Origin of the sequence: Arthrobacter sp. MPF02 (assembly GCF_046605375.1) — a bacterium.
In the GTDB taxonomy this organism is placed as follows: Bacteria; Actinomycetota; Actinomycetes; order Actinomycetales; family Micrococcaceae; genus Arthrobacter.
The window spans coordinates 2,133,957-2,157,027 of the sequence record NZ_CP176772.1; the positions used below are offsets into that span (position 1 = coordinate 2,133,957).

Annotated in this window: 18 protein-coding genes, 2 tRNA genes and 1 pseudogene; 6 read left to right on the plus strand and 15 right to left on the minus strand. The window is 65.8% G+C overall.

Features of this window, described 5'->3' with window-relative positions; translation table 11 throughout:
* Window positions 1-142 precede the first annotated feature (142 nt).
* Complete coding sequence (locus ACLH0K_RS10045) at window positions 143-808, plus strand: vitamin K epoxide reductase family protein (RefSeq protein WP_411373480.1); 666 nt, start codon at window positions 143-145, stop codon at window positions 806-808.
* 86 nt (window positions 809-894) lie between these two features.
* Here the strand turns inward: ACLH0K_RS10045 and ndk are convergent, their stop codons facing one another.
* From ndk to ileS, 4 genes are all read right to left on the minus strand, one after another.
* Window positions 895-1,308, minus strand: a complete 414-nt coding sequence (gene ndk / locus ACLH0K_RS10050; RefSeq protein ID WP_411373481.1) for a nucleoside-diphosphate kinase — start codon at window positions 1,306-1,308, stop codon at window positions 895-897.
* Between the two features lie 64 nt (window positions 1,309-1,372).
* Window positions 1,373-1,837, minus strand: a complete 465-nt coding sequence (locus tag ACLH0K_RS10055; protein ID WP_411373482.1) for a DUF4233 domain-containing protein — start codon at window positions 1,835-1,837, stop codon at window positions 1,373-1,375.
* Window positions 1,838-1,840: 3 nt separating this feature from the next.
* Window positions 1,841-3,199: a bifunctional folylpolyglutamate synthase/dihydrofolate synthase gene (locus tag ACLH0K_RS10060; RefSeq protein WP_411373483.1), complete on the minus strand. Its 1,359-nt coding sequence runs from the start codon at window positions 3,197-3,199 to the stop codon at window positions 1,841-1,843.
* Between the two features lie 3 nt (window positions 3,200-3,202).
* Window positions 3,203-6,517, minus strand: coding sequence for an isoleucine--tRNA ligase (gene ileS, locus ACLH0K_RS10065; protein ID WP_411373484.1), 3,315 nt, complete (start codon window positions 6,515-6,517; stop codon window positions 3,203-3,205).
* Window positions 6,518-6,875: 358 nt separating this feature from the next.
* Here ileS and ACLH0K_RS10070 point away from each other — a divergent pair, with 358 nt between their 5' ends.
* Window positions 6,876-7,868, plus strand: coding sequence for an endonuclease/exonuclease/phosphatase family protein (locus ACLH0K_RS10070; protein ID WP_411373485.1), 993 nt, complete (start codon window positions 6,876-6,878; stop codon window positions 7,866-7,868).
* A 3-nt stretch (window positions 7,869-7,871) separates the two neighbouring features.
* On the opposite strand, the gene ACLH0K_RS10075 is transcribed toward ACLH0K_RS10070, so the two are convergent.
* Window positions 7,872-8,630 carry an SDR family oxidoreductase gene (locus ACLH0K_RS10075; RefSeq protein ID WP_411373486.1) on the minus strand — a complete coding sequence of 253 codons (759 nt, stop codon included), beginning with the start codon at window positions 8,628-8,630 and terminating at the stop codon, window positions 7,872-7,874.
* Between the two features lie 82 nt (window positions 8,631-8,712).
* On the opposite strand from ACLH0K_RS10075, the gene valS reads away from it, so the two are divergent.
* A complete protein-coding gene (valS, locus tag ACLH0K_RS10080; protein WP_411373487.1) occupies window positions 8,713-11,334 on the plus strand; it encodes a valine--tRNA ligase in 2,622 nt (873 codons plus the stop codon).
* A 334-nt stretch (window positions 11,335-11,668) separates the two neighbouring features.
* On the opposite strand, the gene ACLH0K_RS10085 is transcribed toward valS, so the two are convergent.
* The 6 genes from ACLH0K_RS10085 to ACLH0K_RS10110 all read right to left on the minus strand — a co-directional run bounded on the left by ACLH0K_RS10085 (window position 11,669) and on the right by ACLH0K_RS10110 (window position 16,916).
* The gene (locus tag ACLH0K_RS10085; RefSeq protein ID WP_411373488.1) at window positions 11,669-12,283 is read right to left on the minus strand and encodes a DsbA family protein; all 615 of its coding nucleotides are present in this window, start codon (window positions 12,281-12,283) and stop codon (window positions 11,669-11,671) included.
* Window positions 12,284-12,363: 80 nt separating this feature from the next.
* Window positions 12,364-13,644 carry an ATP-dependent Clp protease ATP-binding subunit ClpX gene (gene clpX / locus ACLH0K_RS10090; protein ID WP_411373489.1) on the minus strand — a complete coding sequence of 427 codons (1,281 nt, stop codon included), beginning with the start codon at window positions 13,642-13,644 and terminating at the stop codon, window positions 12,364-12,366.
* Between the two features lie 177 nt (window positions 13,645-13,821).
* Window positions 13,822-14,481, minus strand: coding sequence for an ATP-dependent Clp protease proteolytic subunit (locus ACLH0K_RS10095; protein WP_138135607.1), 660 nt, complete (start codon window positions 14,479-14,481; stop codon window positions 13,822-13,824).
* A gap of 36 nt (window positions 14,482-14,517) precedes the next feature.
* Window positions 14,518-15,138 carry an ATP-dependent Clp protease proteolytic subunit gene (locus ACLH0K_RS10100; protein WP_411376457.1) on the minus strand — a complete coding sequence of 207 codons (621 nt, stop codon included), beginning with the start codon at window positions 15,136-15,138 and terminating at the stop codon, window positions 14,518-14,520.
* Window positions 15,139-15,367: 229 nt separating this feature from the next.
* Window positions 15,368-16,759 (minus strand): trigger factor, encoded by a 1,392-nt coding sequence (gene tig / locus ACLH0K_RS10105; protein WP_411373490.1) that lies wholly within the window; start codon window positions 16,757-16,759, stop codon window positions 15,368-15,370.
* An 82-nt stretch (window positions 16,760-16,841) separates the two neighbouring features.
* Window positions 16,842-16,916 (minus strand) — tRNA-Pro (locus tag ACLH0K_RS10110).
* A 141-nt stretch (window positions 16,917-17,057) separates the two neighbouring features.
* Between ACLH0K_RS10110 and ACLH0K_RS10115 the strand changes: the two genes are divergently transcribed.
* Window positions 17,058-17,128 (plus strand) — tRNA-Gly (locus tag ACLH0K_RS10115).
* A 42-nt stretch (window positions 17,129-17,170) separates the two neighbouring features.
* Here ACLH0K_RS10115 and ACLH0K_RS10120 read toward each other — a convergent pair.
* From ACLH0K_RS10120 to ACLH0K_RS10130, 3 genes are all read right to left on the minus strand, one after another.
* On the minus strand, window positions 17,171-18,118 hold the full coding sequence (locus ACLH0K_RS10120) for an Fpg/Nei family DNA glycosylase (protein ID WP_411373491.1): 948 nt from the start codon (window positions 18,116-18,118) through the stop codon (window positions 17,171-17,173).
* Window positions 18,118-18,612: a ribose-5-phosphate isomerase gene (locus tag ACLH0K_RS10125; protein WP_411373492.1), complete on the minus strand. Its 495-nt coding sequence runs from the start codon at window positions 18,610-18,612 to the stop codon at window positions 18,118-18,120. The genes ACLH0K_RS10120 and ACLH0K_RS10125 overlap by 1 nt, the downstream gene beginning before the upstream one ends.
* 78 nt (window positions 18,613-18,690) lie before the next feature.
* A complete protein-coding gene (locus ACLH0K_RS10130) occupies window positions 18,691-19,710 on the minus strand; it encodes a hypothetical protein (RefSeq protein ID WP_411373493.1) in 1,020 nt (339 codons plus the stop codon).
* 164 nt (window positions 19,711-19,874) lie between these two features.
* Between ACLH0K_RS10130 and pepN the strand changes: the two genes are divergently transcribed.
* Both pepN and ACLH0K_RS10140 read left to right on the plus strand, forming a co-directional pair.
* Window positions 19,875-22,427, plus strand: coding sequence for an aminopeptidase N (gene pepN / locus ACLH0K_RS10135; RefSeq protein ID WP_411376458.1), 2,553 nt, complete (start codon window positions 19,875-19,877; stop codon window positions 22,425-22,427).
* A gap of 24 nt (window positions 22,428-22,451) precedes the next feature.
* Window positions 22,452-22,925: an OsmC family protein gene (locus tag ACLH0K_RS10140; protein WP_411373494.1), complete on the plus strand. Its 474-nt coding sequence runs from the start codon at window positions 22,452-22,454 to the stop codon at window positions 22,923-22,925.
* Window positions 22,926-22,958: 33 nt separating this feature from the next.
* Here the strand turns inward: ACLH0K_RS10140 and ACLH0K_RS10145 are convergent.
* Window positions 22,959-23,069: pseudogene (locus ACLH0K_RS10145) on the minus strand (epimerase); the annotation flags it as partial.
* Window positions 23,070-23,071 lie beyond the last annotated feature (2 nt).

Here is a 23,071-nt window from a genome sequence, read left to right on the forward strand (position 1 = left end):
GGCTTCCAGCCAGGTTCATTCTCTCATACCCGGACTAATTCGCGGCGGAGGCGGGCGGCGGCTGTCCTTTAGCTGGGCATGCCTTCCAGCATCCGGCGTTACAATCGGGCAAGGAGCACCTGACGAAAAGGACGCCACACCAATGCCCAGCATCTCCTCCAGCGGTACGCATGCCCCGGACCGGACCAGCGACGAGTCCGCCAGCCCGGCAACCGTACCGGCCATAACCCGCAACCGCCCCTTCGGGTGGCTGCTCGTGATCACCGGCGCCGTCGGCTGGCTGGCGTCCGGAACCCTGGTCCTGGAGAAACTGGCGGTGCTCCAGGATCCCAACCACACCACGGTGTGCGACGTGAACCCCTGGATCTCCTGCGGCGACGTGATGAAGACCTGGCAGAGCTCGTTGTTCGGCTTTCCCAACATGTTCATCGGGATCGTGGCGTTCGCCGTGATCATCACCGTCGGTATGGCGCTGCTGGCCGGGGCCACGTTCGCCCGGTGGTTCTGGGTAGGCCTGCAGACCGGCGTTACGCTCGGTTTCATCTTCGTGGTCTGGCTGTGGTCCCAGGCCCTCTACGACATCCACATCCTCTGCCCGTTCTGCATGATCGTGTGGGCCGCCATGATCCCCCTCTTCGTGTGGGTGACCATCCGGAACATCAGCGCGGGAATCATCCCTGTCCCCTCCGGTGCCGCCCGCGTTCTCGGCGATTCCGGCTGGATCATCGTGGCCCTCCTCTACGTTGCAGTGGTCGCCAGCATCTTTTTCGCCTTCATCCAGGTGTTTGCAGGCACATCGGGGTTCTAGGTGCCCCTCCCCCGCGGAAAAACAGATAAGGCCAATGTTCACGAAGAACATTGGCCTTATCTGTTATATAGGGCTGTTACCGGCTGCTAGAACCAGATCTTGATCTCGCGCTCGGCGGAGTACGTGGAGTCGGAGCCGTGGACCAGGTTCTGCTGGACCTTCAGTCCCCAGTCCCTGCCGAAGTCGCCGCGGATAGTGCCCGGGGCCGCCGTCGTGGGGTCCGTGGTGCCTGCGAGCGATCGGAAGCCTTCGATGACCCGGTGGCCTTCCACGACGGCCGCCACAACCGGGCCGCTGAGCATGAAGTCCACCAGGGGTTCGTAGAAGGGCTTGCCCACGTGCTCCTCGTAATGCTGCTCCAGCAGTTCGCGGGAGGCTTCCACCTTCTTCAGTTCGGCCAGGATGTACCCCTTGGCTTCGATCCGGGCCAGGATGGCGCCGGTGAGGTTACGGGCGACGCCGTCGGGCTTGATCAGGACGAGGGTGCGCTCAGTAGTCACAACTGCTCCAATGCGTTGGTGGGGTGTCGGAATAAGTCTACGGGGACGGGCTTGGGCGGACGCCCTAAGGCTGGGACTGGGCTTCGGGGCCGGCGGCCTGGTCCGGGTGCGCGGCCTCCCACTCAGCCTGCTCACGCTCGCGCTGGGCAGCCTCGCGGTCCAGCCGGATGCCGGACCGGATGCCGTACCACCAGGCAAGCGCGAACAGGGCGCCCACCAGGAACATCGCGGGTTCGAAGATGCCGGTCAGGAGCAGCACGACCTGAAGGATCCAGCCCAGGCCGATGCCCCACGGCCTGGTGAGGAACGCACACGCCACCACCATGACGACGCTCAGGCCAATGCCCACGCCGAGGATGATTGCCGGGGGAAATTCCCCGCGGCGCAGCCCGAACACCGTCAGGGTCGCGAAGAACATCACGAATGCTTCCAGGAGCAGCACCGTGGAGGCGAAGATCACCTTGGTGGAGCGCCGTTTCTTCGGCATGCCGGGCCGCCACTCGCGCTGCGCCTTGGTCAGTCGGGCCATGTCCTACGCCTCCGTCTTTCCGAGCAGGATGCGCGCCTCTGCCACCAGCGTGATTGAGCCGGTCACCAGCACTCCGCCGGCGAGGTCGTCGTTTGCTTCCGCCCGTTCAACAGCCCACTCCAGGGCGTCGTCCAGTTTCTCGGCGATGTGGACGTTGTCCTCGCCGAACCCGAGGTCCACGGCCAGTTCGGCCAGTTCGGCGGCGGGAACGGCGCGCGGCGAGTTCGACTGCGTGAAGCAGTATTCCTCCGCCACGTCGCCGAGGGATTCCTTGAGCTGGCGCAGGATCTCCTCTGCGTCCTTCTCCTTCAGTACGCCCACCACGGGGACCAACCGGCTAAAGGTGAATGCCTCCTGCAGGGCCGCGGCGGATGCTTGGATGCCGCCGGGGTTGTGGGCAGCGTCCACGATGATGGTGGGCGCGGTCCGGACGACTTCCAGCCGGCCCGGAGATGTCACCGCGGCGAAGCCCTCCTGCAGTACCTCGAAGTCGAGCTCCTTTTCGCCGCCGAAAAACGCCTCCAGCGCGGCAATGGCTACGGCCGCGTTCTGGGCCTGGTGGGCACCGTGCAGGGGCACCAGGAGGTCCTGGTAGCGGCCGGCGATGCCCTGGATGGTGACCATCTGGCCGCCGACTGCCACAGTGCGGGACTCCACGCCGAACTCCACGCCTTCGAACCGGAAGGGGACCCCCACCTCCTTGGCCTTCTCCAGCAGGACCTGCGCGGCATCCAGCGGCTGGGCGGCGCTGACGAGGTAGCCGCCCGGCTTGATGATGCCGGCCTTCTCGTGGGCGATGTCCGCGGTGGTGTCACCGAGCAGGTCCGTGTGGTCCAGGGAGATGGGCGTGACGACGGACACCTGCCCGTCGCCGACGTTGGTGGCGTCGGTGATGCCGCCCAGGCCCACCTCGATGATGGCTACGTTGACCGGCTGGTCCGCGAAGATGGCGAAACCCAGGATGGTGAGGCATTCGAAGTAGGTCAGGCGCGGCTGGCCCTCCGCTTCCAGTTCAGCGTCCACAATCTGCAGGTAGGGGCGGATCTCGTCCCAGATCCGGACGAAGGTTTCGTCCGGCACCGGGTGCCCGTCGATGCTGATCCGCTCGGTGACCTTCGACAGGTGCGGGCTGGTGTAGCGGCCGGTGCTGAGGCCGTGGGCCCGCAGCACCGACTCGATCATGCGCGAGGTGGAGGTCTTGCCGTTGGTGCCGGTCACGTGGATGATCGGGAACGCCTTGTTGGGTTCGCCGAGCACGTCCATGGCGCGGAACAGCGGCGCCAGCCTGGGCTCCATCTTGTTTTCGGGCGCCCGCCCCAACAGTTCTGCATAGACGCTCTCCACGGAGAATTCGTCGGTCATCGCTCAGGCCTCCACTTTTTCAACGGCCACAGCCGGCTCGTCCACGTCGGCCGGTGCGGTGGCCAGGTCCAGGGTCAGTGTTTCGCCCTTCACCAGGTCCGCGTTGGCCAGCAGGGCGTCGACGACGTTCTGCCGGGCTGTGACGGATGTCCGGATCCGGTCACTGACGTTGAGCCCGGCGTCCTTGCGCGCCTGCTGGATGGCGCGGACGATGTCGCGCGCCAGGCCTTCGGCCTCCAGCTCGGGGGTTACCTCGGTGTTGAGGACCACGAAGCCGCCTCCGGGCAGCACGGCCACGGAGGACGAGCCGCCGTCGGACTCCGCCACGACGGTTTCCAAGGTGTACTCCTGCGGTTCCAGCTGCAGGCCCCCGGCGGTGACCACGCCGGCGTCGTCCACGGACCAGTCACCGGACTTGGAGCCCTTGATGGCCACCTGCACGTTCTTGCCCAGGCGGGGGCCGGCGGCGCGGGCGTTCACCACCAGCTTCTGCTCGATGCCGAACTCCTCCGGAGCGGCAGTGGCGGCGTCAAGGAGGCGAACGGAACGGAGGTTGAGCTCGTCCGCGACGACGGCGGCGAAACCTTCCAGCGCGTCAGCACCGGGTGCCACCACGGTAAGTTCCTGCAGGGGGAGGCGGACACGCAGGTTGGCCGCCTTGCGGAGGGAGGAGCCGGTGGAGCAGATCTGCTGGACGCGGTCCATAGCCTGGACGAGGTCCGGGTTGGCGGGGAACAGGTCCGCGTCCGGCCAGTCGGCCAGGTGCACGGAGCGGCCGCCCGTGAGCCCGCGCCAGATCTCCTCGGTCACGAGCGGAAGCAGCGATGCGGCGGCCCGGGACACCGTCTCCAGCGCGGTGAACAGCGCGTCGAAGGCGTCCTGGTCCTCGTCGAAGAACCGCTGGCGGCTGCGGCGGACGTACCAGTTGGTGAGCATGTCCAGGTAGCTGCGCAGCGCATCGCAGGCACCGGAGATGTCGTATCCGTCCAGGCGCCCGGTCATCGTCCGGACAAGGTCGCCCGTGTTGGCCAGGAGGTACTGGTCCAGGGTGTCCTTGTACCCGTCGTAGCGCAGCTGCGCGTCGTAGCCCTGGCCGCCCTTGGCGGCATTGGTATAGAGCGTGAAGAAGCTGTAGACGTTCCACAGCGGCAGGATGACCTGCCGGACGCCGTCGCGGATGCCCTGTTCGGTGACGATCAGGTTCCCGCCGCGCAGGATGGGGCTGGACATCAGGAACCAGCGCATGGCGTCGGAGCCGTCGCGGTCCAGGACCTCTGACACGTCCGGGTAGTTGCGCAGGCTCTTGGACATCTTCTGCCCGTCCGAGCCCAGCACGATGCCGTGGCTGATGACGTTGCGGAAGGCGGGCCGGTCGAACAGCGCCGTGGACAGGATGTGCAGCATGTAGAACCAGCCGCGGGTCTGGCCGATGTACTCCACGATGAAGTCGGCCGGATTGTGCGTGTCGAACCACGCCTCGTTCTGGAACGGGTAGTGCACCTGGCCGTACGGCATGGAACCGGAGTCGAACCAGACGTCCAGGACGTCCTCCACGCGGCGCATGACGGACTGGCCCTCTTCGGGGGTGCGGGGATCGTCCGGGTTGGGCCGGGTGAGCTCGTCGATGAACGGGCGGTGCAGGTCCACCTGCCCGTCCTTGTTCAACGGCAGGCGGCCAAAGTCGGCTTCGATCTCGGCGAGCGAGCCGTACACATCGGTGCGCGGGTACTCGGGGTCGCTGGACTGCCAGACCGGGATGGGGCTGCCCCAGTAGCGGTTGCGGCTGATGGACCAGTCGCGGGCGTTTTCCAGCCACTTGCCGAACTGGCCGTCCTTGACGTTGCCGGGGATCCAGTTGATCTCCTGGTTCAGCTCGGACATCCGGTCCTTGAACTTGGTGACCTCCACGTACCAGGAGGAGACCGCACGGTAGATCAGCGGGTTGCGGCACCGCCAGCAGTGCGGGTAGCTGTGCTCGTAGCTGGCCTGCTTGACCAGGCGGCCCTGGGCACGCAGCACCTGGGTGATGGGCTTGTTGGCCTCGAAGACCTGCAGCCCCACGATGTCGTGGAGGTCGCCGTGCTTGAACAGGGGCAGGAATTTTGCGCCCTCGTCAACGGACAAAATTACGGGAATCCCGGCCTCTTCGCAGACCTTCTGGTCGTCCTCGCCGTAGGCGGGCGCCTGGTGCACGATGCCGGTGCCGTCCGTGGTGGTGACGTACTCGGCAGCCAGGATCCGCCAGGCGTTTTCCATGCCGTACTTTTCGTTGTCGGCGAAGTCCTGCCACAGCGGCCGGTAGGCCAGGCCTTCCAGTTCCGCGCCGGTGTGCGTGGAAACCACGGCGGCCTGGGCGTCCTCGAAGCTGTCGTAGCCGAGGTCCTTGGCGTACGCACCCACAAGGTCGGCCGCCAGCAGGAAGCTTCCGGTGACGGGGGCGTCGGCGGAGGCTGCCTTGATGCCGTTGGGTCCGGCCGGAAGGACGGCGTAGGTGATGGAAGGCCCGACGGCGAGCGCGGCGTTGGTCGGCAAAGTCCAGGGCGTGGTGGTCCAGGCGAGCGCCTGGACGCCGTCGAGCTGCCGGGACAGCTCCGAATCCCCTGCCGTGATGGGGAACGTGACGGTGACGGTCTGGTCCTGGCGGTTCTTGTAGACGTCGTCATCCATGCGGAGCTCATGGTTGGACAGGGGCGTCTCGTCCTTCCAGCAGTAGGGCAGGACGCGGTAGCCATTGTAGGTCAGGCCTTTTTCGTGCAGCTGCTTGAAGGCCCAGAGGACCGACTCCATGTACTCCACGTTGAGCGTCTTGTAGTCGTTGTCGAAGTCCACCCAACGGGCCTGGCGGGTTACGTAGCTGCGCCATTCGTCGGCGTACTTCATCACCGATGCCCGGCAGGCGTCATTGAACTTGTCGATGCCCATGGCCTCGATCTGGGTTTTGTCCGTCATCCCCAGCTGCTTCATGGCCTCCAGCTCGGCGGGCAGGCCGTGCGTGTCCCAGCCGAAGCGGCGTTCGACGCGCTTGCCGCGCTGGGTCTGGTAGCGGCCCACCAGGTCCTTGGCATACCCGGTGAGCAGGTGGCCGTAGTGCGGGAGCCCGTTGGCGAAGGGCGGGCCGTCGTAGAACACGAACTCGTTGCTGCCGGGTTCGCCGCCGGGGGTGTCGGCGCTGCGCTGGTCGATGCTGGCCTGGAACGTGCCGTCCTGGTCCCAGTACTTCAGGATGCGCTCTTCGATCTCCGGGAACTTCACGGAGGCGGACACACCGCTGGAGTTGGTGCCGTTGCTGGAGGCTGAGGCCTTGGGGTAATACGTCATTCTCTCGACATCCTGGGTTGGCGTGGCGAACCGCCGGCGGTTGCCGGCTGTTCGATACAGGATGCGAGGACGGCTCCCGTACTGTCCGCCGGACTGCACGCTTACCGCGGTACCACCTCACTTACCGCCGCTGCCCCGTTTCGGAAACCGGCCGCGACGGCCGCTCATTACTGCTGTGACGGGCTTACCCGTCCGGTTCTACTGGCGCGGAAAGCCAGGTGCAGGTTTTCCGCGTGTTCTTCCGGAAGCTCACCGGTGATTGCCGGGTCTTAGCCGGTTTCGAGTCTACTATCGATCGGCCGAAGGTTTCCATTCAGCCCGCTCCGGTTCCGCCCGCCCGGGTCCTAGAATCGGAGGCATGACTGCCGAAAGGCCGAAGCCGGTGTTCCGCCGGCTGGCGGGCCTGGCCGCTGCTCCCGTGGCCGGGATCGCTGTGGTGCGCGCCGTGCCCGTCGACTGGCCTGTCCTGGCAGTGCAGCTGCTCGCCTTTGTTCCCTGGTTTACGGTGCCTGCGGCCGCGGCTTTCGGCCTTGCGCTGGCCTCCCGCAGCAGGCCGCTGCAACTGGTGACCGCGGTGTTGTTGGCCGTCCAGGTGCTGTGGCTGTTCCCGCCGCCGCCAGCGGGCTACGCAGCGGCCCACGCCGGCCCACCCTCCGTCCAGGTGAAGGCGATGGCGATCAACGCCGAGCTGGGCCAGGCTGATGCTGAAGGCATCGTTGACCTGGTCCGGGAACAGCGCGTGGAGCTGCTCACGGTTGAGGAGTACACACAGGAACTGGCAGACAGGCTGGCTGACGCCGGATTGCAGGCCATCCTTCCGTATCAGGTAGCGCACCCGCGCGGCAGGGCTGCCGGCGCGGCCGTCTATTCCTCTTTTCCACTGGTAGACGCGGGAGTGGTGCCCGGCACCCGCTTCACCATGCCTGTTGTCCGTGTGGCTTTGGGTGCGGCCGGGAACGGCCCGGACCTGCAGGTGGTGGCCGTGCACACCCTCGCGCCGGTGGGCGACGGCCTGGGCCAGTGGCGCAGCGATTTTGCGGCGCTCGGCCGGGCCGATCCGGGTTCCGGGCCGCTGCTGCTGGCGGGCGACTTCAACGCAACGCTGGACCACCGGGAGTTCCGGACGCTGCTGGCCGGAGGGTACGGGGGCCGGCCGCTGGTGGATGTGGCTGCGGCGGCGGGGAGCCGGCTGGTCTTCACGTGGCCGATGCGCGGCTATTACCTCCCCGGCGTCACGTTGGACCACCTGGTGACCAGCCAGGACATCAGGGGCTCAAGCTACTCGGTCCACCGGCTTCCGGGCACCGACCACGCGGCCGTGGCGGCTGCCCTTGAAATCCACGTGCGCTAGCAGTCAGCTATTCCTGATCAGTTTATGGTTGGCTGCCTGCGCCACCGGCCGGATGACTATCTGGTCCAGGTTGACGTGGTGGGGTGCGCTGACTGCATAACGGACCACGTCGGCGACGTCCGCGGCGGTCAGCGGCTTTTCCACGCCCTGGTAGACCTTGTCCGCCGCCTCCCGGTTCCCAAGCCGGTTCAACGCGAATTCCTCGGTATGGACCAGCCCCGGCGCCACCTCGATAACGCGGATGTTGTTTTCGGCTTCCTCAAGCCGGAGCGCGCCCGTCATGGCATGCTGGGCAAACTTCGCGGCGTTGTAGCCCCCGCCGCCCTCATACGCCGCGATGGCCGCCGTCGAGGTCAGGTTGAGCACCGTGCCCTTCCCGGTGGCGCGCAGCATCGGCAGGAAAGCGCGGGTGACTTTCATGGTGCCCAGCACATTAACGCGGTACATCCATTCCCAGTCCTCCGTGCTGGCCGCGCTGACCGGGTCGGCGCCCCTGGCGCCGCCGGCAATGTTGATGAGGGTGTCCACGCCCCCGGCTTCGGTGACGTGCGCCAAGAGCCGGGACACGTCGTCGTCCTCCGCGACATCCCCCGGGAGGGCAACGGCGCCCGTCCCGGCCGCCAGGGCCTCCAGCCTGTCGGCCCGGCGCGCCACGGCGTACACCGTCCACCCTTCAGAACGCAGGGCACGCACGGTCGCCTCCCCGATGCCGCTGCTCGCGCCCGTCACCAAAGCTGCCTTGTTATGCACGTCCTCAGTCATGGCACCACCCTAGCCGGGTGCGCCTGACTGCTGCTCCCCCGCGCGTTCCGCGGGAGGCAGCGGAACATGAAAGAATTGCCCAATGGCTGAAGACACGCAGGGTACAGACACGCCCACCACCGCCCCCATTAACGTCCCGGACAAGCCGGCCCTGGAAGGGCTCGAAGCCGCCCTCACGCAGCGCTGGCTGGCCGAAGGCACGTACAAGTTCAACCCCGACACCACGCGGGAGCAGGTCTACTCGATCGACACTCCCCCGCCCACCGCATCGGGTTCCCTGCATGTGGGGCACATGTTCTCCTATACCCAGACCGATGTCCTGGCCCGCTACCAGCGCATGACGGGCAAGAACGTCTTCTACCCCATGGGTTGGGATGACAACGGCCTGCCCACCGAGCGCAGGGTCCAGAACTTCTACGGTGTCCGCTGCGATCCCGCCATCCCTTACAACCCCGGCTACCGGCCGCCGGCACAGCCTGCAAAGAACCAGCGGGACTTTGACGTGGTCTCGCGCCGGAACTTCATCGAACTGTGTGAAGAGCTCGCGGTCGAGGACGAGAAGGTTTTCGAGAACCTCTTCCAGACGCTCGGCCTGTCCGTCGACTGGCAGCTGACCTACCGCACCATCGATGACAACTCCCGTGCCGCGTCCCAGCGCGCGTTCCTGGCCAACCTGGCAGCCGACGACGCCTACATGGCGGAGGCCCCCACGCTGTGGGATGTTACGTTCCGGACTGCCGTGGCCCAGGCTGAACTGGAAGACCGCGAGGTGCCTGGCGCCTACTACCGGTACCCCTTCTTCACGGGGGACGGGGAGAAGATCTACATCGAGACCACCCGGCCCGAACTCCTGGCGGCCTGCGCCGCGCTGGTGGCGAACCCCGACGACGAACGGTACCAGCCGCTGTTCGGCAAGAAGGTCACGTCCCCGGTTTTCGGCGTCGAGGTTGAGGTCAAGGCCCACCCGCTGGCCAAGGCGGACAAGGGTTCCGGCATTGCGATGGTCTGCACCTTCGGCGACCTCACGGACGTCACCTGGTGGCGGGAACTTCAGTTGCCCACCCGCGCCATCGTCGGCCGTGACGGCCGGATTGTCAGCGACACTCCGGAATGGATCACCACCGAAGCGGGCCGGGAGGCCTTCGCGAAGATCGCCGGCAAGACCGTCTTCAGCGCCAAGGAAGGCGTCGTGGAGCTCCTGGCCGGCGCGGACCTGCTGGACGGCGAGCCGAAGAAGATCATGCACCCGGTGAACTTCTACGAAAAGGGCGACAAGCCGCTTGAAGTGGTCACCTCACGCCAGTGGTACATCCGCAACGGCGGACGCGACGAGGACCGCCGGGAACGGCTGATTTCGCGCGGCCACGAGATCGACTTCCACCCGTCCTTCATGCGTTCCCGCTATGAGAACTGGATTTCGGGGCTGAACGGGGACTGGCTGGTCTCACGGCAGCGGTTCTTCGGCGTGCCCATTCCCGTCTGGTACCCCCTGGACGCGGACGGAAACCCGAACTACGACGCCCCCATTGTTCCCTCGGACGAGCAACTGCCCGTTGATCCCATGGCCGACGCCGCGCCGGGATACGGGGAGTCGCAGCGCGATGTGCCGGGTGGTTTCACCGGTGACGCGGACATCTTCGACACCTGGGCGACCTCTTCGCTGACGCCGCAGATCGTGGGCGGCTGGAGCCGCGATGAGGACCTGTTCGCCAAGGTCTACCCGTTCGACCTCCGTCCGCAGGGCCATGACATCATCCGGACCTGGCTGTTCTCGTCCGTGGTGCGCGCTGACGCCCTGCAGAAGAACGCGCCGTGGAAGCATGCGGCTATCTCCGGCTGGATCCTGGACCCGGACCGCAAGAAGATGTCCAAGTCCAAGGGCAACGTGGTGGTCCCCACCGACGTCCTGGAAGAGTACGGTTCGGACGCCGTGCGCTACTGGGCCGCGTCCGCCAGGCTCGGTGCGGACACCGCCTACGAGATCGCCCAGATGAAGATCGGCCGGCGCCTGGCCATCAAGCTGCTCAACGCTTCAAAGTTCGTCCTTAACCTGGGCGCCACGGAAGACTCGGTGCTGCGCGCAGACCTGTCGGCCCTCACCAATCCCCTGGACCGTGCCCTGCTGGCACAGCTGGCGGACGTGGTGCGGGAAGCCACCAGGGCCTTCGACAACTACGACTACGCGCGTGCGCTGCAGCTCACCGAAAGCTTCTTCTGGCAGTTCACGGACGACTACGTGGAGCTCATCAAGGACCGGGCCTACGGCGGGGCCGGGGATGCCGAGCAGGCCTCGGTCCTGGCGGCACTGGCCACCACGCTGGACACCCTGCTGCGGCTCTTCGCGCCGTTCCTGCCCTTCGCCACCGAGGAAGTCTGGAGCTGGTGGCGCAACGGGTCCGTGCACAGGGCGGAATGGCCGGCCGCGCTGGAGGTACCCGGCGGCGACAGCACCATGCTGGGCACTGTGGGCGTTGCGCTCAGCGGGGTCCGCAAGGCAAAGTCCGAGGCCAAGGTGAAGCAGCGCACGGAGGTGCTGTCCGCGACCATCACGGCTCCGGAGGCGCTCATCGGGCAGCTCCGGGCCGGACTGTCCGACCTGCGGGCCGCGTCCAACGCGCGGGACATTGCCCTGGTGGCCGGCAACGGCGAACTGACGGTCAGCGACGTGGACCTGGCGGTGACGGACGAGCCTGCAAAGGCCTAGGACCCGCGGGCCTGTTTCAGGGCAAAGGGGAAGCCCCATCAGCGTTTTGCCGTTGGTGGGGCTTCGACTTTTTCGGCCATCTGGTGACGTTCTTGATGGTCTGGCAGGATCCTTGGACTTTCAGGTCTTCCTACGTCGTCACTGGTAGCTTGTTTCCGGCTTTGCCAAAGGCTGCGTCGGATACATATCACTGAATCTTCGGTTCCTGCGTCCCGCTTCTTTCGAAGTGGGTAGACACTATTTTTGTACCCGCCAGGGGCATGCGCAAGGGCCCCTGGAGAACTACAAACGGGTAGTTCTCCAGGGGCCTTTGGTACCCCGGGACCAGGAGGCGCTAGTCGAATTCGGGGCGCTCGGTCCGGCTGCGCTTGAGCTCGAAGAAGTGAGGGTAGGCTGCCAGTGCGGTGGTGGCGTCCCAGAGTTTTCCTGCCTCCTCGCCGCGCGGGATCCGGGTCAGCACGGGGCCAAAGAACGCCGTACCGTTGAAGGCCACTACCGGGGTGCCCACGTCCTGGCCTACCAGGGAGATGCCTGCCTCGTGGCTGGCGCGGAGCTGTTCGTCATAGGCGTCCGTGGTGGCGGCTCCGGCCAGGGAGGCAGGAAGGCCGCACTCCGCAAGAGCCTTGGCGATCACCAGGTTGCGGTCCTTTTCGCCGCCGTCATGGATCAGCGTGCCCATGGCGTCATAGAGCGCCTTGACCGTCTCCGGTCCGTGCTCCTGCTCCGCGGCGGTGATGACGCGCACCATGCCCCAGGCGTTGTCCATGGACTCCCGGTAGGCCGGTTCCAGGTCGCGGCCCTCGTTGAGGACGGCAAGGCTCATGACATGCCAGACGGTCTCGATGTCCCGGACGCCTTCCACCTCGCCGATCCACCGCGAGGTGATCCAGGCGAAGGGGCACAACGGATCGAACCAGAAGTCGGCCCTGTTCCTGGTGGTTTCACTCATAGCTGTTCCTTCGGGTACGGGCAGCTGCGCAGGGGGCAGCCACGACTGTCAGGGGGTTATGGGGAGTGGGCGGAAGTGTGTTACGCGGACTTCCGGCGCTTGGCGGCGTGCGGGATCATGGTGGGCTCGGCGCCCCTGAGGACCACGTCCTCGGTGATCACCACGCTGGCCACGTCCTCGCGGCTGGGAAGATCGAACATGACCGGAAGCAGGACTTCCTCCAAAATTGCCCGCAGTCCGCGGGCGCCGGTGCCGCGTTCCAGGGCCTGGTCCGCGATGGCGTCGAGGGCGGCGTCGTCGAAGACCAGTTCCACGCCGTCGATCTGGAACATCTTCTGGTACTGCTTGACCAGCGCGTTCTTGGGCGTGGACAGGATCTGGATCAGAGCCTCGCGGTCCAGGTTGGAGACCGTGGTGATAACGGGCAGCCGGCCGATGAATTCGGGGATCAGTCCGAACTTGAGCAGGTCCTCCGGCATCACCTCGCCGTAGGAGTCAACCTTCTTGCTGGCCTCGTTGAGGGGGGCACCAAAGCCGATCCCCTTCCGCCCGGAGCGCGACCCGATGATCTCTTCCAGCCCGGCGAAGGCGCCGGCCACGATGAACAGCACGTTGGTGGTATCGATCTGGATGAATTCCTGGTGCGGATGCTTCCGGCCGCCCTGCGGCGGGACGGACGCAACGGTGCCCTCGAGGATCTTCAGGAGTGCCTGCTGGACGCCCTCACCCGAGACGTCCCGGGTAATCGAGGGGTTTTCGCTCTTGCGTGAGATCTTGTCGATCTCGTCGATGTAGATGATCCCCTGTTCGGCCTTCTTGACGTCGTAGTCCGCGGCCTGGATGAGTTTGAGGAGGATGTTTTCCACGTCCTCGCCCACGTAGCCGGCCTCGGTCAGCGCAGTGGCGTCGGCAACAGCGAACGGCACGTTCAGGCGGCGTGCGAGGGTCTGGGCAAGATAGGTCTTGCCGCAGCCGGTAGGCCCGATCAGGAGGATGTTCGACTTGGCGATCTCGACGTCGTCGTGGTGTCCGCCGTCGCCCAGGCTGCCGGACTTGGGAGCGTGTCCCGCCTGGATGCGCTTGTAGTGGTTGTAGACCGCGACGGCGAGGGATCGTTTGGCGGGTTCCTGGCCGATGACGTATTCCTGCAGGAAGTCGAAAATCTCACGGGGCTTGGGCAGTTCGAAGCTGCCCAGGTCGGCAACTTCCGCGAGTTCTTCCTCGATGATTTCGTTGCACAGTTCTATGCACTCATCACAGATGTAGACTCCCGGCCCGGCAATGAGCTTCCGTACCTGCTTCTGGCTCTTTCCGCAGAAAGAACACTTCAGCAGATCCGTGCTCTCGCCAATCCGAGCCATATGTGAACCCCTTAGTATCTTGCTGCCAGGCAGCCTTGCACCGTTGCTGGAATATTCACCAGCCTGCGAGGACCGGTTTGTGACAACTTCCACTCTAGGTCACATTGGGTCCCAAGGGTGGAAGGAAAAGGCCGGTGGGGCCAAATGAACTGGCCCGCACCGGCACTTTACGTACTGCTACCTCGTGATTGCCTGAGGTTTGATCTTGCGCGAGTCGAGGACCTGGTCGATCAGCCCGTACGCCTGGGCCTCGTCAGCGGTCAGGATCTTGTCGCGCTCGATATCGTTGTTGACCTGCTCGGAGGTCCGGCCCGAGTGGCGGGCCAGGGTGTCTTCGAGCCAGGACCGCATGCGCATGACTTCCGCCGCCTGGATTTCAAGGTCGGAGGCCTGCCCGCCCTGGCCGCCGGACAGGGCCGGCTGGTGGATCAGGACCCGTGCGTTGGGAAGCGCCAGGCGCTTGCCCGGCGTTCCGGCCGCCAGGAGGACGGCTGCGGCGCTGGCGGCCTGGCCAAGGCAGACTGTCTGGATTTCGGGCCGAATGTACTGCATGGTGTCGTAAATGGCCGTCATGGCAGTGAAGGATCCGCCCGGCGAGTTGATGTAGATGGTGATGTCGCGGTCCGGGTCGGTGGACTCGAGGACCAGCAGCTGGGCCATGATGTCATCGGCGGATGCGTCATCCACCTGCACGCCGAGGAAGATGATGCGGTCCTCGAACAGCTTGGTGTAGGGATCCTGGCGCTTGAAGCCGTACGGGGTACGCTCCTCGAACTGCGGCAGGACGTAGCGGCTGGACGGAAGATTACCGGCGGACCACCCGAAGTTGTAGTTCATGTTGTTGCTCCTGATCTGAGTGTTCTTGATGCCGGATTAGTTTGCGGAAGCTGACGGACCGGTGCCGTTGGATGTTCCGCCGCCGCCGGCCACGGAGCCTGCGTGAGCGGCGATCTTGTCGAAGAAGCCGTATTCGAGGGCCTCAGTGGCGGTGAACCACTTGTCGCGGTCGTTGTCCTTGAGGATGGTCTCAACGGTCTGGCCGGTCTGTTCGGCGGTCAGCTCCGCCATGACCTTCTTCATGTGCAGGATCAGCTCAGCCTGGATCTTGATGTCCGATGCGGTGCCGCCGATGCCGCCGGAGGGCTGGTGCATCAGCACGCGGGCGTTCGGGGTGGCGTAACGCTTGCCCTTGGTGCCGGAAGACAGCAGGAACTGGCCCATGGAGGCAGCGAGACCGGTGGCGACTGTCACGACGTCGTTCGGAATGAACTGCATGGTGTCGTAGATGGCCATGCCGGCCGTTACGGATCCGCCCGGGGAGTTGATGTAGAGGTAGATGTCCTTGTCCGGGTTCTCGGCGGACAGCAGGAGCAGCTGCGAGCAGATGGCGTTGGCGTTGTCGTCACGCACCTCCGAACCGAGCCAGATGATCCGCTCCTTCAGCAGGCGGTTGTAAATGTAGTTGTCCTGGGCTGCAGGATCGACGGTCGCCATCCGGGGGGCCTCTGGGTGCTGTGACATGGTTACTTACCTCTCGCTGGTGACAGTGACATCACTGAAAATCACTACTTGGACACTAACCGGTTTCACCGACATTTTGCTCGCGCCCCGACGGCTGTTCGCTGACGGCGCACGATCGGCAAACGGGCGTCCTCAGCCGCCGGGCGAAACGCGAACGGCCCCCGGATCTGGCGATCCGGGGGCCGTTGCATTGCTCGTGCGGCTAGGCCTTTGCCTCGGCCTTGTCTGCCTCGTCAACGGTCTCTGCGGCGTCGGCCTCGACGGCCTCTGCGCCAGCTGCTTCGTTAGCTGCTGCTTCCTCGCCTGCAGGACGGACGAAGTCGGTGAGGTCCACGGCGTTGCCCTCGGAGTCGGTCACCTCAGCCTGGCCGAGGACGACGGCGAGTGCCTTGCGGCGGCGCACCTCGGAAACCATCATCGGGACCTGGCCGCTCTGATCGATAATCTGGGCGAACTGGTTGGGGTCCATGCCGTACTGGCTGGCGGTGGTGACGATGTAGTCGATCAGCTCGTTCTGGCTGACGTTGACTTCTTCCTTTTCGGCAATGGCGTCGAGGATGATCTCGTTCTGGAACGCGCGGGCGGTGTTGGCCCGGACCTCTTCGCGGTGCTCCTCGGTGTCGTGCTCACCGTCACCGTGGCCGTTGCCCTCCTTGAAGTGGGCTTCCAGCTGCTCTTCGACGACGGACTCGGGAACCGGGACCTCGACGAGTTCAACAAGCTTGTCCAGCACCTTGTCGCGGGCTTCCACGCCCTGCTCCACGATCTTGGAGCTGGCGGCCTGCTTGGCCAGGTCTTCACGCAGCTCGGCCAGGGTGTCGAACTCGGAGGCGAGCTGGGCGAAGTCGTCGTTCGCTTCGGGGAGTTCGCGTTCCTTGACGGCCTTCACCACGACCTTGACCTGCGATTCCTGGCCGGCGTGGTCGCCGCCCACCAGGGTGGTGTTGAAGATGGCGTCTTCGTCGGCGCTGAGGCCGGTGACGGCTTCGTCAAGGCCTTCCAGCATGGTGCCGGAGCCTACCTGGTAGGACAGGCCGGACGCGGAGTCCACCTCTTCGCCGTCGATGGTGGCGGTGATATCGATGGTGAGGAAGTCACCGTCAGCGGCGGGACGGTCAACGGACTTGAGCGTGCCGAAGCGGCCGCGCAGTTCGTCCAGGGCCTTGTCCACGTCCTCGTCGGAGGACTGGGCGGCGGCAACTTCAACCTTGATTCCGGCGTAGTCGGGCAGCTCGATCTCGGGGCGGACGTCAACCTCAGCAGCGAACTTGAGGCCGCCTTCGGTGGCGGAGGGGTCCGGAACCTCGGTGATTTCAACCTCGGGGCGGCTCAGCGGACGGATGCCGGATTCCTGCACGGCAGCCTGGTACCACCCGTTAAGGCCCTCGTTGATGGCGGTCTCGAGGACGTAGCCGCGGCCGACGCGCTGGTCGATGAGCTTGGCGGGAACCTTGCCCTTACGGAAGCCAGGGACCTGGATCTGCGAAGCAACAGTCTTGTAAGCCGAGTCGATGCTGGGCTTCAGTTCCTCAAAGGGAACCTCAACATTGAGCTTGACCCGCGTGGGGGTGAGGTTCTCGACAGCGCTCTTCACGGTCTAAGTACTCCTGGGTTTGTGGGATGGGTTTCTGCAAACGCAATGTTTTTGTCCAGGCCGTGCGGTCCGGGCGGCAGAGTCGGGGTGACAGGATTTGAACCTGCGACTTCCTGCTCCCAAAGCAGGCGCTCTAGCCAAGCTGAGCTACACCCCGTTAGTGCACAGGCAAGTCTACGGTGATACGCGCCGTGTTTGCACATTTGACACGTAGCCCATGGATTAGGTTTAGTTATATCCGGCTTGAACAGCCAGCCCGAAGTTCCCGCCTGCTAGAGTTGCAGGAGGTTCTTCCTCCGGGGACGTAGCTTAATGGTAAAGCCTCAGTCTTCCAAACTGATTACGCGGGTTCGATTCCCGTCGTCCCCTCTCCGGAACAAAAAAGCCCCTCCCCGGAGGGGCTTTTTTCGTCTACTCCTTCTGGCAGTTCGGGCACCAGTACAGGTTGCGCCCCGCCAGCTCCTCAATCAGCACCACGGTGCGGCATACCCGGCAGGGCAGGCCCTGCCGTTTGTAGACGAAGTGCGCGTCCTCCTGCGCCGGGAAGCTTGCGCTCCTGGGCGGCACTGCGAGGCCGGCGGCAGCCGCTTTCGCGGCGGTGGTCCCGTGGACCTTCCAGTACCGCGGCGGGGTGGTGATGATCCGGCCGTCGGCCACACCGTCATTCATGAGGGCAACAACATCGCGCCACAGTTTCCGGGCGGCGGCGTCCGTGACGGCGGAGCCCGGCAGCCAGGGGTGCAGGCGGAGGCGGAAGAGGACCTCCGCGCGGTACACATTCCCGATGCCGGCGATCATTTTCTGGTCCATCAGCAGCGCCGCAACAGGGGTCTTGCGGCTCTGCAGGTTTGCCGCGAAGCGCCCGGCGTCGCCACGGCGGTTGCGCAAGGGGTCCGGGCCCAGCCGGGCAAGCACCGAGTCGGCCTCGGCGGCGGTGATGGTTTCGCACGTCGTGGCGCCGCGCAGGTCAGCCCAGCCATGGCTGCTGACCAGCCGGACTCGGACCGCGCCCACAGGGGCGGGCGGCCCGGCGTAGGAGGCCCCGGCGTCGTCCTCCGCGAACGCTTCCTGCTCCCCCACCCGGCGGGGCGCCCCAATGCTGGAGGAACCGGTGAAGGTGCTGTCGCCGCCGAAGCTCCAGGCACCGTACAGGCCCAAATGGACATGCAGCACCAGCGCGTTGTCAAAGTGCAGGAACAGGTGCTTGCCATGCGCCTCGGCGCTGACCAGGGTATGGCCGTCCAGCAGCGCCGCTCCCCCGCTGAACCTGCCCTGCGGACTGGACACGCTGAGGGTTTCACCGGCGAAGACGTCACCGAACTGCCGGGCGAGGCGCCGGACTGAATGCCCTTCCGGCACTACTCGATGACCTCGCCGGTGGCCTCATAGGCAGCGATCTTGCCGATCCTGCGGACGTGCCGTTCGTCGTTGCTGAAAGGCTCGGCCAGGAAGGCTTCGATGAGCTCCGTGGCCTCATCCACCGTGTGCTGGCGGCCACCCACCGCCACGACGTTCGCGTCATTGTGCTCCCGCGCCAAGGTGGCGGTGGAGTGGTTCCAAACAAGCGCGGCGCGGACGCCCTTGACCTTGTTGGCTGCGATCTGCTCGCCGTTGCCCGATCCGCCCAGCACGATGCCGAGGGCATGGACGCCCGCCTGCTGGTCCGCCACCACTGCGAGCGCGGCGTTGATGCAGAAGGACGGGTAGTCGTCCTGCGCGTCGTAAACCTTTGGCCCGTGGTCCACCACTTCGTACCCCTTGGCTGTCAGGTGGGACACCAGGTGGGCGCTGAGTTCCATTCCGGCGTGGTCGGTGGCGATGTGGACCCGCGGGAATGCAGGGGAAGAGGTCACGAGCAGAATCCGTTCGGTTGGCGGCGCTGGCGGCCAGTCAGGGAGGCGCCGGGGAGGTAGACAACACGGACAAGGATACTAGGAGTCCGCCTGCCCTGGCTGTTGCGCCGGCCCACCGTCCCGGTGCGCCCTGTCAGCCACCCGGGTGAGGACTTCGGCGAGCCTCGCGGCTGAATCCTGGCTGCCGCCGCTGACCGCGAGGCGGCGCCCGTCCGTCTTGCTGACGACGACCGCGGGTCCGCTGCTGACCAGCATGGCGGCGGTTCCGCCGTGGTTCCGGTAGCCCCACCCGCCGTAGTCGGCCGCCCTGACCTCCGCTGCGCTGGCCTTGGAGATGGATCCGGCCGGAATGTCCATTACCGGCACCACACCGGCGAGCAGGACCTTCAGCCCTGCACGGTCGGCCTTCACGCGGGCACACAGGAACGCCGCGCCAAAGAAGGCCGCCGCAACCAGCAGCACGCCAAGCCACGGCACGGCAATAGCGATCAGCGCCGCGGGGAACAGCGAGGCAATGGCGATCATGATGAAGACCGAACTCCTGGCGTGGACCCACAGGCGTATGCTGTCCCGGGTCAGGTCCGGATCCAGTTCGTTCGCTATGGCCGCCTGGAGCGCCCTGTCGTCGTCCGGGGACCATTGCTGGTCCGCCTTGTACACGAATCCCATGGTCACGCCGAGGGCCAGGGCAGCGCCGCTACCGAGGGCCAGGACGGTGAGGTCAACGTGCGATTCGCGGGCGTCGGCCAGGCCGGCCTGGCCCACAAGGCCTGCACCGAGGGCTGTGGTGATGAACAGGGTCAGGAAAAGGCCGGCACCCATCATGATCCGCCGCATCAGCACCGGCCGGCCCAGGGGCACGGCCTGGTACAGGACCAGCCAGCCGAACAGCAGGATCATTCCGGCACCTGCCCCGACGTACGCGCCAAAAGGGGCGAAGGCTGCGCCGCCGTCGTCGGTCCAGCGCACAGCGACCGGCTCGGGGAGCCCGCGCCGCAGAAATGACGCGGAGATGACGAAAGCAGTGGCCACGACCACCGGGAACCCGACGGCAAAGCGCAGGGCTTTGGCATCCACTGAATCCAGGAACTTCCGCATAAGTTAACGCTACCCCTGCCGCCGGAAGCCTAACCCCGCCACTGCGGCGCGCTGATGTGACGGGGGCGACGTACGCGGCCCCGGCAGTGCAAGAATGATCAGTGCCGGAGCTGGGGACCGCCAGCTCCGCCAACGCACATCCTCTGGAGGTCCCCTTGCCAGGCATGAACCTGACGCGTGCAGAAGCGCGCGAACGCGCCCGACTGATCACTGTTGAGTCCTACGACGTCAGCCTGGACCTGACAAGGGGCGGTGAGGTTTTCGGGACCACCACCACCGTGAAGTTCACGGCGCAGCCGGGGTCGTCCACATTCATTGACGCCGTGACCCGCTCGGTGCACAGCGTCACCCTTAATGGACGCGCCCTTGATCCGGCTGAGGTGGCCGACGGCGTTCGGATCCAGTTGCCCGGGCTTAAGGAGCGCAACGAGCTGACCGTAGTTGCCGAGGCGCCGTACATGAACACCGGCGAGGGCCTGCACCGGTTCGTCGACCCCGTTGACAACGAGGTCTACCTGTACACGCAGTTCGAGGTTCCGGATTCGCGGCGGATGTTCGCCGTCTTCGAGCAGCCGGACCTGAAGGCGCCGTTCGCGTTCACGGTCACGGCACCGTCGCACTGGGACGTTATCTCCAACTCCCCCACGCCGGAGCCCGTGGACGCGCCGCCGGCCGAAGATGGCGGGGCCCGGTCGATATGGACGTTCGCCCCCACACCGCGGCTGTCCTCCTACGTGACGGCGCTTATCGCCGGCCCGTACCAGTCCGTTCGCAGTGAAGTGGCCAGTTCCGACGGCCGCGTCATTCCGCTTGGCGTCTTCGCCCGGAAGTCGCTGATGCAGTATCTGGACGCGGAGAACATCTTCGAGCTGACCCGCCAGGGCTTTGCCTTCTTCGAGTCGCAGTTTGGTTGCCCCTACCCCTTCGAAAAGTACGACCAGCTGTTCGTGCCGGAATTCAACGCCGGAGCCATGGAGAACGCCGGAGCGGTGACCATCCTTGAGGGCTACGTCTTCCGCAGCAAAGTCACGGGCGCGCAAATTGAGCGCCGCGCCATCACGGTGCTGCACGAACTGGCGCACATGTGGTTCGGCGACCTGGTCACGATGCGGTGGTGGAACGACCTCTGGCTGAACGAATCGTTCGCGGAGTACATGTCCCACCTGGCGGCCGTTGAAGCCACATCCTTCACAAGCGCCTGGACCACATTCGCTTCCGTGGAAAAGTCCTGGGCCTACCGCCAGGACCAGCTGCCCACCACCCACCCGATCTTCGCCGAGATCAACGATCTCCAGGACGTCGAGGTGAACTTCGACGGCATCACCTACGCCAAGGGCGCGTCCGTGCTCCGCCAGCTGGTGGCGTGGGTCGGTCCCGAACAGTTCATGGCGGGAGTCCGGGAGTACTTCGCCAAGCACTCCTGGCAGAACACCGAGCTGGGCGACCTGCTGGTGGAACTGGAAAAGGCCAGCGGGCGCGACCTTGAGGTGTGGGGCCGGCAGTGGCTGGAGACCGCCGGCGTGAACACCCTCGCACCGGAACTGGAAGCCGATGCGGACGGCACCCTCAGGTCCTTCAGCATTATCCAGTCCGCCGTGCCTGAATGGCCCACCATCCGGCCGCACCGGCTCGCAGTGGGTTTCTACAACCTGAACGGCGTCGGCAAGCTGGAGCGGGTGCACCGCGAGGAACTGGACGTCGACGGCGAACGCACCGAAGTGCCCGGGCTGGTGGGCCTTGCCCGCCCGGACCTGGTCCTCCTCAACGACGACGACCTTGCCTATGCCAAGGTCCGGCTGGATCCGGAATCGCTGGCGACGGCCACCGCGCACCTGAAGGATTTCGAAGCAAGCCTGCCGCGGACACTGGTTTGGAACTCTGCATGGGACGCCGCGCGTGACGGCGAGACACCGGCGCGGAAGTACGTGGACCTGGTCCTGGCGAATGTGGCCGCGGAGTCGGATTCCTCGGTGATCCTGGTGCAGCTTCGCCAGCTCGCCACGGCCTTGAATTTCTACGTGGCCGAAGAGCACCGTGAGGCCACCACAGTGGCCGCCGCGGACATGCTCTGGGAGCTGGCCTCCGGGGTTCCGGGTGGTTCCGACGCGCAGCTGCAGTTCGTCAAGTCGTTCGCCCTGCTGGCCCGCAGTGCGGGGCAGCTGGACAGCGTGGCAGGGCTGCTGGACGGTTCCGTGACGCTGGAAGGGCTTTCAGTGGACCAGGACCTGCGCTGGGAGCTGGTGGCTTCACTCGTTGCGGGCGGCCGCCTCGGGCAGGCAGGGATCGACGCCGAGCTTGGCCGCGACAACACATCCAGCGGCCAGAACGCTGCGGCCCTGGCCAAGGCTGCGATTCCCACCCCCGAGGCCAAGGCTGCGGCATGGGAGTCGATCGTGGTCAAGGGCGAGCTGTCGAACGCCCTGCAGGGTTCGGCAGTGACAGGCTTCATGCGCGTCCACGACCGGTCGCTGCTGGAGCCCTTCGCTGAGAAGTATTTCGCGGCGGTGCCGGGAATTGTTGAGAGCCGCACGCACGCACTCGCCCAGCAGATCGTCGTCGGGCTTTACCCTGCGCTGCTGACCACGCAGGCCACCATTGACCGGACGGACGGGTTCCTTGCGGCCCTTCCGCCGGAAAACGCAGCCCTCCGCCGGATGATGCTGGAAAACCGCGACGGCGTGGCGCGGGCTTTGCGGGCCCGGGCCGCCGATGTCTAGCACTCTTCCTGGAGGACGCAACTGATGGGCATTTCTGAACACCGGTACGCCCTGGCCGTGCAGTGGACCGGCAACCTGGGCGCGGGGACCTCGTCCTACCGGGGCTATTCACGGGACCATGACGTGGTCATTCCCGGCCTGCCGGTCCTCAAGGGCTCGGCGGACTCCACGTTCCATGGCGACAAGGATCGCTACAACCCGGAACAGCTGCTGCTGGCCGCGCTGGCGCAGTGCCACATGCTTTCGTACCTGCACGTGGCGGTGAAGCACGGTGTTGTAGTGACGGACTACCGTGACGAGGCATCGGGGCTGCTGCGGCTGAACCGCGACGGCAGCGGCCAGTTCGAGAAGGTGACGCTGCGGCCGCGGGTCACGGTGGCGGACGCCGGGCAGGCAGAGCTCGCCGGGCGGCTGCACCACGAGGCCAATCGGGTCTGCTTTATTGCCCGGAGCGTGAACTTTCCCGTGGACCATGAGCCTGTGACGGTGGCGGCCTAGTTTCCGGGCCACCGGCTTTGCGGGGGCGGTCCACGCAACGGCCGATCCCGGGGCCAGGCAGGTGACCCGATGTCCCCATGCCACGGCCTGGCGGAAGGTTTCTGCTGACAGGAAGGCGGTTCCGCCGAGGAGAAGGATGCGCATTG